The following is a 15,299-nucleotide window of genomic DNA, read 5'->3' as shown; positions in this document are numbered from 1 at the left end:
GATGACGGTGTGGTGGATGGTCTGACCGGGGAGCGGTTTGCTTCGGTGGCCCGTCCGAAGGTGGATGCGGCGCGGAACCTGCACGAGTTGACGGCTGGGTGTGGTCTGTCGGCGTTCGTGTTGTTCTCGTCGATGGCGGGTTCGGTGGGCAGTGCCGGGCAGGGCAACTACGCGGCTGCGAATGCCTATCTGGACGCGCTCGCGGAGCAGCGCCGGGCCGACGGTCTGCCCGCCACCTCGATCGCCTGGGGCGCCTGGGCCGAGGCCGGGCTCGCCACCGAGGAACTCGTGGCCGACCGGCTGCGCCGTGACGGCGTCGTCGGTATGGCGCCGGGGCTGGCGATCTCGGCCCTGCAGCACGCGCTCGACCAGGGCGACACCGCCCTGACCATTGCCGCGGTGGACTGGGATCGAGTCGCCGGTGAGACCGCCGCCGTGCGGGCCACGCGGCTGTTCGACGAGATCCCCGAGGCCCGCACGGTGATGGACGCGGCCCTTGCCTCGTCCGCGCGGGCCGGTGCCGGCGACTCCTCGCTGGCGGCGCGGCTCGCCGGGCTGTCGGAGGCGGAGCGCGGCCGTGCGGTGCTGGACCTCGTCCGTGGCCAGGTCGCTGCCGTTCTCGGTTATGCCGGGTCGGAGGCGGTGGAGGCGGGCCGGGCGTTCAAGGAGTTGGGCTTCGACTCGCTGACCGCCGTCGACCTGCGCAACCGCCTCAACGCGGCGACCGGGCTGCGCCTGCCGGCGACGCTGGTCTTCGACTACCCGTCGGCCACCGCACTCGCCGACCACCTCGGTGCCGAACTGCTGGGCGGCCGCTCGGCCACTCTGGCACCGACCGCGGTCCTGCCGGCGGTGGCGGACGACGAGCCGATCGCCATCGTCGCCATGAGTTGCCGCTTCCCCGGCGGGGTCAACACCCCGGAGGAGCTCTGGCAGTTGCTGCTGAGCGGCGGAGACGCGATCGGCGACTTCCCGACCGACCGCGGCTGGGACGTCGAGTCGCTCTACCACCCGGACCCGAGCCACCAGGGCACCACGTACGCCCGCGAGGGCGGTTTCCTGGACCAGGCGACGCAGTTCGACCCGACGTTCTTCGGGATCTCGCCGCGCGAGGCACTGTCGATGGACCCGCAGCAGCGGCTGCTGCTGGAGACGTCCTGGGAGGCCTTCGAGCGTGCGGGCATCGATCCGACCTCGGTGCGCGGCAGCCAGGCGGGTGTCTTCGTCGGCACCAACGGCCAGGACTACGCGAACCTCCTGGTGGACGGCCTGGAGGGGGTCGAGGGGCACCGGCTGACCGGTACGGCGACGAGCGTGATCTCCGGCCGTCTCTCCTACACGTTCGGTCTTGAGGGGCCGGCGGTGTCGGTGGACACGGCGTGTTCGGCGTCGTTGGTGGCGCTGCACCTGGCGGTGCAGGCGTTGCGCAACGGTGAGTGCGATCTCGCGCTCGCGGGTGGTGTGACGGTGATGTCGACGCCGGATCTGTTCGTGGAGTTCAGTCGGCAGCGCGGGCTGTCGGTGGACGGCCGGTGCAAGGCGTTCGCGGGTGCGGCGGACGGTACGGGCTGGGGTGAGGGCGCCGGCATGCTGCTGGTCGAGCGGCTGTCGGATGCCCGGCGCAACGGGCATCCGGTGCTTGCGGTGGTCCGTGGCTCTGCGGTGAACCAGGACGGTGCGTCGAACGGGCTGACGGCGCCGAACGGTCCGTCGCAGCAGCGGGTGATCCGGCAGGCTCTGGCCGGTGCCGGTCTGACGGCGGACCAGATCGACGCGGTGGAGGCGCACGGCACGGGCACCCGCCTTGGTGACCCGATCGAGGCGCAGGCCCTGCTCGCGACCTATGGCCAGGAGCGGGCCGACGACCGGCCGCTCTGGCTCGGCTCGGTGAAGTCCAACCTCGGGCACACCCAGGCCGCGGCCGGTGCCGCCGGTGTGATCAAGATGGTGCTCGCGATGCAGCACGGCGTCCTGCCGCGGACCCTGCACGTGGACGCGCCGACCCCGCACGTCGACTGGACGGCCGGCAGCGTCTCGCTGCTGACCGAGAACGTCGACTGGCCGGAGACCGGTGAGCCGCGCCGCGCGGGCATCTCCGCCTTCGGCATCAGCGGGACGAATGCCCACACGATCCTGGAGCAGGCCCCGGTGGTCGAGGAGACCCCGGAGGACGCCGCGGCGACCGTGCCGGTGCTGCCGGTGGTGCTGTCCGCAAAGAGCGAGACCGCACTGCGGGCCCAGGCCGAGCGCGTCATCGCCGTTGTCGAGGAGCAGCCCGAGGCCCGGCTCGCCGACCTGGCGCTCTCCGCGGCAGTCGGCCGGGCTTCGCTCGAACACCGGGCGGCCGTGCTGGCCGAGGACCGGACGGAACTGCTGGCGGGCCTCCGGGTCCTGGCCACGGGCGGCTCGGGCGCGAACGCGCTCCACGGCACGGTGGTGGAGGGGCGGACGGCGTTCCTGTTCACCGGTCAGGGCAGTCAGCGCGTCGGGATGGGGGAGGAGCTGTACGGCGCCTACCCGGTGTTCGCGGACGCGTTCGATGCGGTGTGTGCGCACCTGGACCAGTTCCTGGACCGTCCGCTGCGTGAGGCGATCGCCGACCCGGAGCTGATCCACGAGACGGGTTGGGCTCAGCCGGCGCTGTTCGCGCTGGAGGTGGCGCTCTTCCGGCTGGTGGAGTCGTGGGGTCTGACCCCGGACGTGCTGGCCGGGCATTCGATCGGTGAGCTGGCTGCCGCCCATGTCGCGGGTGTGTTCTCGCTGGCGGATGCCGCGAGGCTGGTGGCGGCTCGTGCCGGGTTGATGCAGGCGCTGCCGCGCGGCGGTGCGATGGTCGCGGTGCAGGCCACCGAGGAGGAGGTGCTGCCGCTGCTGACCGAGGGCGTCGGCATCGCCGCCGTCAACGGCCCGACCTCCGTGGTGATCTCCGGTGCCGAGGATGTGGTGCTGGCCGTGGTCGCGCAGTTGGAGGGTCGCAAGTCCAAGCGGCTGACGGTCAGTCATGCGTTCCACTCGCCGCTGATGGACGGCATGCTCGCGGACTTCCGTGCCGTCGCCGAGCAGATCACCTACGAACTTCCGCGGATTCCGATCGTCTCCACTCTCACGGGCGCTCCTGTCTCCACCGAGCTGACCGACGCCGAGTACTGGGTGCGCCACGTCCGTGAGGCCGTCCGTTTCGCCGACGCGGTCACCGCCCTGGAGGCGGATGGTGTCCGGACGTTCGTCGAGCTGGGCCCGGACGGGGTGCTGTCCGCGATGGGTCAGGAGTCCGTGGCCGAGGCCGTGTTCGTCCCGGTGCTCCGCGCCGGCCGCCCGGAGGCCCGCACGCTCACGGTAGCCCTCGTCCAGGCCCACGTCCGCGGCCTCGCGGTCGACTGGCCGGCCGTGTTCGCCGGTACCGGCGCCCGCCGGGTCGACCTGCCCACCTACCCCTTCCAACGGCAGCGGTACTGGCCGGAGGCCCCGGTCTCCGTCGCGGCCGCCGTGCACGGCGCGGCGGGCCAGGGCGGCGACCCGGTGGACGCCCGGTTCTGGGAGGCGGTGGAGAGCGAGGATCTGACCACGCTGGCGGCGACCCTGGAGGTGGACGCCTCGGACGAACGGTCCCCGCTGACCGCCCTGGCGCCCGTCCTGCCGGTTCTCTCGGCCTGGCGACGCCAGCAGCGCGAGCAGCACCTGGTGGACGGCTGGCGCTACCGGGTGGTCTGGCGGCCGCTGGCCGACGCCTCGTACGACGGGGTGCTGACCGGTGACTGGCTGCTGGTCGTCCCGGCGGACGGTACGCTCCCGCAGGCCGCGCGGCAGTGGACCGCCGCCGTCGAGCGGGCCCTGTCGGACGGCGGGGCGCGGGTGCGGCGGATCGCGGTCGATGCCGGCACGTGCGAGCGCGCCGCGCTCGCCGATGAGCTGCGCGCTGCCTGGGACGCGGCAGGGGGGACTCCGGCGGGTGTCCTGTCGTTGCTCGCCGTGGACGAGGAGCAGCACCCCGTCCACCCGGCGCTCGCCGCCGGGCCGGCCGCGACCGCGGTGCTCGTCCAGGCCCTCGGCGACGCCGGGATCGGCGCCCCGCTGTGGTGTGCGACGCGCGGAGCGGTGGCGACGGGTGCGGCCCAGGGCGTGCTGAGCCCGGTTCAGGCGCAGGTCTGGGGTCTGGGCCGGACGGTGGCCCTGGAGCACCCCGAGCGCTGGGGCGGTCTGGTCGACCTGCCGGTGACGGTGGACGACCGGGCGGCGGCCCGCCTGGCGGGCGTGCTGTCCGCCGGGGACGGCGAGGACCAGCTGGCGGTGCGCCGTTCCGGGGTGCTGGCCCGGCGCCTGGTGCGCGCCGAACGGCCCGCTGCCCCGACGGCTCCGTGGCGGCCGCGCGGCACGGTGCTGGTCACCGGCGGCACCGGCGCGCTCGGTTCGGAGGTGGCCCGCTGGCTGGCCCGCAACGGCGCTGAGCACCTGGTGCTCACCGGCCGGCGCGGCGCCGAGGCCCCCGGTGCGGTCCGGCTGCGCGACGAACTGGCGGCCACCGGAGTCCGGGTGACCCTGGAGGCCTGCGACGCGTCCGACCGCGAGGCGGTGGAGTCGCTGGTCAAGCGCTTGCTCGTGGGCGAGGACGGCCTGCCGCTGCGCGCGGTGGTGCATGCCGCCGGCGTCACCCAGGACACCGCCCTGATGGACAGTGACCTCGCCGAACTGGCGGCGGTCGTGGACGCCAAGGTGTCCGGGGCGGTCCACCTCGACGCGGCCCTGGGCGCCACCGAGCTGGACGCCTTCGTCCTCTTCTCCTCGATCGCGGGCGTGTGGGGCAGCGGCGGGCAGACCGGCTACGCGGCCGCCAACGCCTTCCTCGACGCCCTCGCCGAGCGGCGCCGTGCCGCCGGACTCGCCGCCACCTCGGTGGCGTGGGGGCCGTGGGGCGGCATCGGCATGGCGGCCGAGGACGCCGCCGCTGCCGAGCAGCTGCGCCGGCGCGGCCTGCGGGTGATGGCGCCGGAGCTCGGCATCGCCGCGCTCCAGCAGGCGCTGGACCACAGGGAGACGGCGCTGACGGTGGCGGACGTGGACTGGGCGCTGTTCGCGCCGGCCTTCACCGCCGCCCGCCCGCGGCCGCTGATCGGCGACCTGCCCGAGGTCCGCGAGGCGCTGGAGGGTGCCACCGCGAGTCCGGAGGCGGGCACCGCCGAGCAGTCCGCGGCCTTCCAGGAGCAGCTGCGGTCGCTGCCCGCCGCCGAGCGGGAGCGGGCGCTGCTCGACCTGGTCCGCGGCGAGGTCGCCGCCGTCCTCGGCTACGCCGGGGCTGCGGCAGTCGAGGCTGCGAGGGCGTTCACCGAGCTGGGCTTCGACTCGCTGACCGCGGTCGAGCTGCGCAACCGGCTCGGCACCGCCGTCGGCCTCCGGCTGCCCACCAGCCTGGTGTTCGACTACCCGAACCCGACCGTGCTCGCCGCCCACCTGCGGGCCGAGATCGCCGGCGACGACGACACCGGGGCGGGCTCGGCGCTCGCCGAACTCGACGCGCTCGACCGGACGCTGTCCGCCGTCGCCTCGGACCACGCCGACCGCGCTCGCGTCACCGCCCGCCTCCAGGCCCTGCTGGCCAAGTGGAACGCGGCCGGCGGCGCGGTGGACGAGGCCGACGAGGACGAGCTGGACGACGTGTCCGCCGACGACCTCCTCGACCTCATCGACAAGGAATTCGGCAGGTCCTGACCGTGTACCCCGTGTACGCCGGGGCGGGCCGCGCCCGCCCCGGCACCCCGTCGGCGTCCCCCCTGTCCGGGGCGCCGACCTCCCCCGGCATCCCTGCCGGCCCGATCACCACCCTCCGCTCGACCTCTCCGTCCCCTTGCGCGACGAGCGCGATCCACCCGGCACCTTCGAAGGCGGCCCGCTGATGGCAGACGAAAAGAAGCTCCTCGACCACCTCAAGTGGATGACCGCCGAGCTGCGCCGGGCCAACCGCCGGCTGCGCGAGGTCGAGGAGGCGGAGCAGGAGCCGATCGCGATCGTCGCGATGAGCTGCCGCCTGCCCGGCGGCGTCCGCTCGCCGGAGGACCTGTGGCAGCTGGTGTCCACCGGCACCGACGCGATCTCGCTGTTCCCCGCCGACCGAGGCTGGGACGTCGAGAACCTCTACCACCCGGACCCGGACCACCCGGGTACCTTCTACGCGAGCGGGGGCGGATTCCTGCACGGCGCCGCCGAGTTCGACGCCGAGTTCTTCGGGATCTCGCCCCGCGAGGCGCTCGCCATGGACCCGCAGCAGCGGCTGATGCTGGAGGCCTCCTGGGAGGTCTTCGAGCGGGCCGGCATCGACCCGGCGTCGCTGCGCGGCAGCCGCACCGGCGTGTACGTCGGCGGCAGCTACCAGGGGTACGGCTCGGAGCTGCGCGAGGTGCCCGAGGGCGTCGAGGGGCGGCTGCTGACCGGCAATGCGACCAGTGTGCTCTCCGGCCGGATCGCCTACACGCTGGGCCTGGAGGGCCCGGCGGCCACCCTGGACACCGCCTGCTCGTCCTCGCTGGTGGCACTCCACTGGGCCTGCCAGGCGCTGCGCGACGGCGACTGCGCGCAGGCCCTGGTCGGCGGTGTGACGGTGATGGCGACGCCGGACGTGTTCGTCGAGTTCAGCCGCCAGCGGGGCCTGGCCGCCGACGGCCGCTGCAAGTCCTTCGCGGGCGCGGCGGACGGCACCGGCTGGTCCGAGGGCGTCGCCGTCCTGCTGGTCGAGCGGCTCTCCGACGCCCGCCGCAACGGGCACCCGGTGCTCGCCGTGGTCCGCGGTTCGGCGATCAACCAGGACGGCGCGTCCAACGGCCTGACCGCGCCGAACGGCCCGGCCCAGCAGCGGGTGATCCGCCAGGCGCTGGCCGACGCCCGGCTCGCCGCCGCCGACGTGGACGCGGTGGAGGCGCACGGCACCGGCACCGTCCTCGGCGACCCGATCGAGGCGCAGGCGCTGCTCGCCACCTACGGCCAGGAGAGGCCGGCCGAACAGCCGCTGTGGCTCGGCTCGTTGAAGTCGAACATCGGCCACACCCAGTCCGCCGCCGGTGTCGCCGGCGTGATCAAGATGGTCATGGCGATGCGCCACGGCCTGCTCCCGCAGACCCTGCACGTGGACGAGCCGTCCCCGCACGTCGACTGGACGGCGGGTGCGGTCGAGCTGCTGACCGAGCCCCGTCCCTGGCCCGAGACCGGGCAGCCGCGCCGGGCCGCGGTCTCCTCGTTCGGCGTCAGCGGCACCAATGCCCACACCATCCTGGAGCAGGCCCCCGAGCCCGCCGAGGACCCGGACGCCTCGGCCCCGGCGGCCGCGCCGGTGGCTGTCGCCGCAGACCGCGCCAACCGTACGGCCGTGCCGTGGCTGCTCTCCGCGCGCAGCGCCGACGCCCTCCCGGTGCAGGCCGCCCGGCTGCTGGCCCACTTGGACACCGTGTCCGAGGCCGATCCGCTCGACATCGGCTACTCGCTGGCCACCACCAGGGCCGCGCTGCCGCACCGTGCCGCCCTGGTCGCCACGGACACCGAGGAGCTGCGGAGTTCGCTCCGCGCCCTCGCCGAGGGCGAGCGCGGGCAGGCGCTCCAGGACATCGTCGCCGACGGGCCGTCCGCCTTCCTGTTCACCGGCCAGGGCAGCCAGCGGGTGGGGATGGGTGGGGAGTTGTACGTGGCCCACCGTGTGTTCGCCGCGGCTTTCGACGAGGTCTGTGCCGAGCTGGACGGTCATCTGGACCGTCCGCTGCGTGAGGCGATCGCCGATGAGGCGCTGATCCATGAGACGGGTTACGCGCAGCCGGCCTTGTTCGCGGTGGAGGTGGCGCTGTTCCGGCTGGTCGAGTCCTGGGGTGTGCGGCCTGACTTCCTGGCCGGGCATTCGATCGGTGAGATCGCCGCCGCGCACGTCGCCGGGGTGTTCTCGCTGGCGGATGCGTGCAAGCTGGTGGCCGCGCGCGGTCGGCTGATGCAGGCGCTGCCGCGCGGCGGCGCGATGGTGGCCGTGGAGGCCGCCGAGGGCGAGGTCCTGCCACTGCTGCTCGGGCGCGGCGACGAGCTGGGCATTGCCGCCGTCAACGGGCCTTCCTCCGTGGTGGTTTCCGGCGACGAGCGGGCGGTGCTGGAGCTGGCTGCCGACTGGGAGGCCCAGGGTCGGAAGACCAAGCGGCTGACGGTCAGTCATGCGTTCCATTCGTCGTTGATGGACGGGATGGTGGACGCGTTCCGTGCGGTGGCCGGGCAGGTGGTGTTCGAGGTGCCGCGGATCCCGGTCGTGTCGACGTTGACGGGTGTGCTCGTCTCGGCCGAGCTGACGGATCCCGAGTACTGGGTGCGGCATGTCCGGGAGACGGTCCGGTTCGCCGATGCGGTGCAGGTGCTGGAGGCGCAGGGCGTCCGGACATTCGTGGAGCTCGGGCCGGACGGGGTGCTCTCGGCCATGGGCCAGGAGTCCGCGGCCGAGGCCGCGTTCGTCCCGCTGCTGCGCGCCGGCCGCCCCGAGACCGAGACGCTGACCAGCGCCGTGGCGCGTGCCCACCTGCGCGGCGTCACCGTCGACTGGGCCGCGTTCTACGCCGGAAGCGGCGCACGGCGGGTGGAGCTGCCGACCTACGGCTTCCGCCCCGGACGGTACTGGCTGGAGTCGGGCGGCCCCGTCCCGGCCGGGCTGCCGGCCGACCCGGTGGATGCCCGGTTCTGGGAGGCCGTGGAGAGCGAGGACCTCGCTGCGCTCGCCGAGACCCTCGGCGTGGAGGACGGCGACCGCCTCGGCGACGCGCTCCCGATGCTGGCGGCGTGGCGGCGGCGCAGCCGTGAGGCGACGGTGGTCGACGGCTGGCGCTACCGGGTGGCCTGGCGGCCGCTGGTGGAGTCGGCGGATGGGCTGTCGGGTGTGTGGCTGGTGGCGGCCGGCGCTGGGGAGCTGGCCGGGGTGCTGACCGGTCGGGGCGCGGAGGTGCGGGTCTTCGAGGCCGGCACGGCCGATCGCGGTGTACTGGCGGGCGAGTTGCGGTCGGTGCTGGCCGATGGTGCGGCAGTGGCGGGCATTGTGCTCCCGGCTGCCGCACCGGGCGAGGTGTTGGCTCTCGTTCAGGCGCTGGGCGATGCCGGTGTCGCTGCGCCGCTGTGGTGTGTCACGCGGGGCGCGGTGGCCACTGGGCGTTCGGAGCGGGTGGCCGATCCGGTGCAGGCGCAGGTGTGGGGCCTGGGCCGGGTCGTCGCGCTGGAGCATCCGGAGCGGTGGGGTGGTCTGGTCGATCTGCCCGTGGACGCGGACGAGCGGGCCTTCGGCCGGCTGGCCGGTGTGCTGGCCGATGCCGGTGAGGATCAGGTCGCGGTCCGCGCGTCCGGTGTCTTCGGCCGCCGTCTGGTCCGTGCTGCGCGTGGTGAGGGCTCGGCGTGGTCGCCGTCCGGGACGGTGCTGGTCACTGGCGGGACGGGTGCGCTGGGTGCGCAGGTCGCGCGCTGGCTGGCCCGCAACGGTGCCGGGCACCTGGTGCTGACCAGCCGCCGTGGCCCGGATGCCCCGGGGGCTTCCGAGCTCCGCGACGAGCTGACCGCCCTTGGCGCGGCCGTGACCGTGGCGGCCTGTGATGTCGCCGATCGCGAGGCGCTGGCGGGCCTGTTGGCCGAGCACGAGCTGTCCGCGGTCTTCCACACGGCCGGCGTCCTGGACGACGGTGTGATCGACGCACTGACCGCCGAGCGGCTGGCATCGGTGGCCCTGCCGAAGGTGGACGCCGCGCGCAACCTGCACGAGCTGACCAGCGGTCATGACCTGTCGGCCTTCGTGCTGTTCTCCTCGACGGCCGGGACGATCGGCAGTGCAGGTCAGGGTAACTACGCCGCGGCCAACGCCTACCTGGATGCGCTCGCCGAGCAGCGGCGGGCCGACGGACTGCCCGCGACCTCGATCGCCTGGGGTCCGTGGGCCGAGGCGGGCATGGCGACCGACGACCGGCTCACCGTGCGCCTGCGCCGCGAGGGTGTGCCCCCGATGGCTCCCGACCTCGCCATGACCGCGCTTCAGCAGGCACTGGAGAACGGCGACACTGCGCTCGCCGTCGCCGACATCGTCTGGGAGCGGCTGCTCGACGGCACGACGGTGCCCGTCCCCCTCTTCGCCGAGATCCCCGAGGCCGGCCGCTCCACCTCCGCGCAGTCCGAGCCCGACCGCCCCGAGGGCCCGTCCGACGAACTTGCCGGCCGCCTGGCCGGGCTGACCCCCGACGACCGGGCCGCCGTCCTGCTGGATCTGGTCCGCACCGAGGTGGCCGGGGTGCTCGGCTACGCGGAGGCGGACGCGGTGGACGCGGGCCGGGCCTTCCGCGAGCTGGGCTTCGACTCGCTGACCGCCGTCGAGCTGCGCAACCGCCTCACCGTCGTCACCGGCCTGAGCCTGCCCTCCACGCTGGTCTTCGACTACCCGACCGTCACCGCCCTCGCCGGCCACCTCGGGACCGAGGTCCTCGGCCGCGCCGAATCGGCGGTCCCGGAGACCAGCGGTGCCCACTTCGCCGGCTCCGCCATCGACGAGCCCATCGCGATCGTGGCCATGAGCTGCCGTTTCCCCGGCGGGGTCGGGTCACCGGAGGAGCTGTGGCAGCTGCTGCTCGACGGCGGTGACGCCGTCTCCGGGTTCCCCACCGACCGGGGCTGGGACCTCGCCGCCCTGCACGGTGACGGGCCCGGCCGGGCCGGTACCAGGGAGGGCGGATTCCTGCACGACGCCGCCGAGTTCGACCCGGTCTTCTTCGGGATCTCGCCGCGCGAGGCGCTCGCCATGGACCCGCAGCAGCGGCTGCTGCTGGAGACCTCCTGGGAGGCGTTCGAGCGGGCGGGCATCGACCCGGCCGCGCTGCGCGGCAGCCGGACCGGCGTCTTCGTCGGCACCAACGGCCAGGACTACCTGACCCTTGCCGCCAACTCCTCCGACGACCTGGAGGGGCGGCTCGGCACGGGCACGGCGGCAAGTGTCGTCTCCGGACGGCTGTCGTACACCTTCGGTCTGGAGGGCCCGGCGGTCACCGTCGACACCGCATGCTCCTCCTCGCTGGTCGCGCTGCACCTGGCGGGCCAGGCGCTGCGGGCCGGGGAGTGCTCGCTCGCCCTGGTGGGCGGCGTCACGGTGATGTCGACGCCGGGTGCGTTCGTCGAGTTCAGCCGGCAGGGCGGTCTGGCGGCCGACGGCCGCTGCAAGGCGTTCGCGGCCGGCGCGGACGGTACCGGCTGGGGCGAGGGCGTCGGTCTGCTGCTGGTCGAGCGGCTCTCCGACGCCGAACGGAACGGCCACCGGGTGCTGGCCGTCGTCCGCGGTTCCGCCGTCAACCAGGACGGCGCCTCCAACGGCCTCACCGCCCCCAACGGGCCCTCCCAGCAGCGGGTCATCCGCCAGGCACTCGCCTCCGCCCGCCTCGGCGCCGCCGACGTGGACGCCGTCGAGGCGCACGGCACCGGCACCCGGCTCGGCGACCCGATCGAGGCCCAGGCGCTGCTCGCCACCTACGGCCAGGACCGCACCGGTGCGCAGCCGCTCCGGCTCGGCTCGGTGAAGTCCAACATCGGCCACACCCAGGCCGCCGCCGGTGTCGCGGGCGTCATCAAGATGGTGCTGGCGATGCAGCACGGCGTCCTGCCGCGCACCCTGCACATCGACGCGCCGTCCACCGAGGTCGACTGGTCGGCCGGGGCCGTGGAACTGCTGACGCAGAACACGGCGTGGCCGCGGACCGGCCGCCCCCGCCGCGCGGCGGTCTCCTCGTTCGGCATGAGCGGCACCAACGCGCACGTCGTCCTGGAGCAGGCACAGGAGCCGGAGCCGGCCGTCGCCGAGCCGGGCCCGGCCGCACCGCCGGTCTGGCCGGTGCCGCTGTCGGCCCCCACGGAGGACGGCCTGAGGGCCCAGGCCGAGCGGCTGCTGCGAGCGGTGGCCACCGGCGCCGCGCCCGGCGACGCCGCGTACTCGCTGGCCACCGGCCGCTCCGCGATGGAGCACCGGGCGGTCGTGGTGGCTGCCGACGAGCAGGGGTTGATGCGGGGTCTACAGGGGTTGGCCGCCGGCACTCCCGGTGCGACTGTGGTCCGGGGCTCGGCCACGGGCGGCAAACTCGCCTTCCTCTTCACCGGCCAGGGCAGTCAGCGGCGGGGCATGGGAGCTGAGTTGTACGAGACGTACCCGGTGTTCGCCGAGGCTCTCGACGCGGTCTGCGCGGAGCTGGACGGCCACCTGGAGCGTCCGCTGCGCGAGGCGATCGCGGACGCCGAGCTGATCGACGAGACGGCGTACACCCAGCCCGCGCTGTTCGCGCTCGAGGTCGCGCTGTTCCGCCTGCTGGAGTCGTGGGGTCTGCGCCCCGACGCGCTGGCCGGTCACTCCATCGGCGAGCTGGCCGCCGCGTACGTCGCCGGTGTGTTCTCGCTGGCGGACGCGGCGCGGCTGGTCGCGGCGCGTGGCCGGCTGATGCAGGCGCTGCCGCGCGGCGGCGCGATGGTCGCCGTCGAAGCGGCGGAGGACGAGGTGCTGCCGCTGCTGACCGAAGGTGTCGGCATCGCCGCGGTCAACGGCCCGACGTCCGTGGTGATCTCGGGTGCCGAGAGCACCGTGGTCGAGATCGCCGAGAAGCTCGCCGCCGACGGACGCCGCACCAAGCGACTGACCGTCAGCCACGCCTTCCACTCGCCGCTGATGGACGGCATGCTCGACGAGTTCCGGGCCGTTGCGGAGCAGGTGGCGTACGAGGCGCCGCGGATCCCGATCGCCTCGACCCTCACCGGCGCACTCGCCTCCGCCGAGTTGACCGAGCCCGGCTACTGGGTGCGGCACGTCCGCGAGGCCGTCCGCTTCGCCGACGCCGTCCGGACGCTGGAAGCCCAGGGCGTCACCACCTACCTGGAGCTCGGCCCCGACGGCGTCCTCAGCGCCCTCGGCCAGGGCTGCGCCGCCGGGCCCGCCGCCTTCGCCCCGGTGCTGCGCCACGGCCACCCGGAGGCCCGGACGCTGACGACCTCCCTCGCCACCGCCCAGACACGCGGCGCGGCCGTCGACTGGCCCGCGTACTTCGCCGGCAGCGGTGCCCGCCGGATCGACCTGCCGACCTACGCCTTCCAGCGGGAGCGCTACTGGCCCGCGCCCGTGGCAGCGGCCACCGCAGGGGCGACCCGGGAGCCGGATGCGGTGGACGCCCGCTTCTGGGAGGTCGTCGAGCGCGAGGACCTGACCGCGCTCACCGACGAACTGCGGCTCGACGCCGACCAGCCGCTCGGCACCGCCCTCCCGGCGATCGCCGCCTGGCGCCGCCGCAGCCGCGAGCAGTCCACCGCGGACGGTTGGCGCTACCGTGCCGTCTGGCGGCCGGTCACCGAACCGGCCGCCCCGGTGTCCGGCAGCTGGCTGCTGGTGGTCCCCGCCGGGACCGACACGGCCGACCGCACCGCCGAGGTGTCGGCCGCGCTCACCCGCGAAGACGCCGACGTCCGGGTGGTCACCTGGGCCGTCGGCGACGACGACCGCGCAGCACTGGCCGCCCGGCTTCGCGAGGAGGCCGAGGCCGGCACGCCGTCCGGGGTGCTCTCGCTGCTCGCCCTCGACCCGGCGCCGCACCCCGCCCACCTGGCACTGCCCGCAGGCCTCGCCGCCACCCTCCTCCTGCTGCAGGCCCTCGGTGACGCCGGGCTCGGCGCCCCGCTCTGGTGCGCGACCGCGGGCGCGGTCGGTACCGGGGCCGGCGACCGTCCCACCGCGCCCGAGCAGGCCCAGGTCTGGGGCCTCGGCCGGGTGGCGTCCCTGGAGCACCCCGACCGCTGGGGCGGTCTCGTCGACCTGCCCGAGCAGCTCGACGCGCACACCGGTCCGCTGCTGGCCGCCGCCCTCAGCGGCGCCGACGGCGAGGACCAGCTCGCCGTCCGGGCCACCGGCCTCCACGTGCGCCGCCTGGAGCGGGTCACCGGCCGGCCCGAGGGCCCGGCCGTGCCCTGGCGGCCGCGCGGCACCGTGCTCATCACCGGCGGCACCGGCGCCCTCGGCGCCCAGGTGGCCCGCCGGCTGGCCGGCGAGGGCGCCGAGCACCTGCTGCTCACCGGCCGCCGAGGCCCCGAGGCCCCCGGCGCCACCGAGCTGGTCGCCGAACTCGGCGCGCTCGGTGCCCGGGTGACCGTCGCGGCCTGCGACAGCGCCGACCGCGACGCACTGGCCCGGGTGCTCGACGGCATCCCCGCAGACCTGCCGCTGACCGCCGTCGTCCACGCGGCCGGCGTGGTCGCCGACGCGCCGCTCGACGACAGCGGACCGGCGCAACTGGCCGCCGTCGTCGCCGCCAAGGCCGCCGGCGCCGCCCACCTGGACGCCCTGCTCGGCGACCGGGAACTCGACGCCTTCGTCACCTTCTCCTCCGTCGCCGGGGTCTGGGGCAGCGGCGGCCAGGGCGGCTACGCCGCGGCCAACGCCCACCTGGACGCCCTGGTGGAGGCCCGCCGGGCTCGCGGACTGGCCGGCACCTCGGTGGCCTGGGGTCCCTGGGCCGAGGCCGGCATGGCCGCCGGCGCGGACGCCGAGCACCACCTGCGCCGCTTCGGCCTGTCGGTGATGGCCCCGGGCACCGCGCTGCTCGGCCTGTGGCGCGTCCTGGCGGACGGCGAGCCCACCGGCGTCGTCGCTGACGTCGACTGGGCGGCGTTCACGCCCGCCTACACCGCTGCCCGCCGGCGCCCCCTGATCGGCGACCTGGCCGAGGTCAGGGCCGTCCTCGACACGGAGCCGGCCGACGACACCGGCCGGGCGGGCGACGACGCCGGCGCCCTGGCTGCCCGGTTGGCCGGGCTCCCGGCCGCCGACCGCGACCGCGCCCTGCTGGAACTGGTGCGCGGCGAGGTGGCCGAGGCCATCGGCTACCCGGACGCCCGGTCCGTCGAACCGGACCGCGCATTCCGGGCGCTCGGCTTCGACTCGCTGACCGCGGTCGAGCTGCGCAACCGGCTCACCCTGGTCACCGGGCTGAAGCTGCCCGCAGGCGTCGTCTTCGACTACCCGACGCCTGCGGCCCTCGCCGAGCACGTCCGGGACCGCCTGTTCCCCGACGGCGCCCGGGAGGCGGCGGTGGACCCGCAGGAGGCACAGCTACGGGAGGCACTCGCCGCGATCCCGTTGGCGCGCTTCCGCGAGGCCGGCCTGCTGGACACCCTGCTCCGGCTCGCCGGTCCCGGCACGGACGGCTCCGCCACCAGCTCCGACGACGAGTTGGACCTGATCGACACGATGGACGTGGCGAGCCTCATCGACATGGCCCTCGACAGCAACGAAACCTGACACGTCCGAA

The 15,299-nt window shown here is 75.0% G+C and carries 2 protein-coding genes; both read left to right on the top strand.

Annotated features, from left to right (window positions below):
• A partial coding sequence (locus ACZ52R_RS39315) for a type I polyketide synthase (RefSeq protein WP_465755169.1) occupies positions 1-5,703 on the top strand: 5,703 nt, incomplete at its 5' end.
• A 181-nt stretch (positions 5,704-5,884) separates the two neighbouring features.
• Positions 5,885-15,289: a type I polyketide synthase gene (locus ACZ52R_RS39310; protein ID WP_465755172.1), complete on the top strand. Its 9,405-nt coding sequence runs from the start codon at positions 5,885-5,887 to the stop codon at positions 15,287-15,289.
• The last annotated feature ends 10 nt before the right edge of the window (positions 15,290-15,299 follow it).

Source organism: Kitasatospora sp. NPDC034023 (assembly GCF_055575795.1).
The sequence above is the reverse complement of the archived record's forward strand: the minus strand, read 5'-3'. Positions and strand labels throughout refer to the sequence as shown.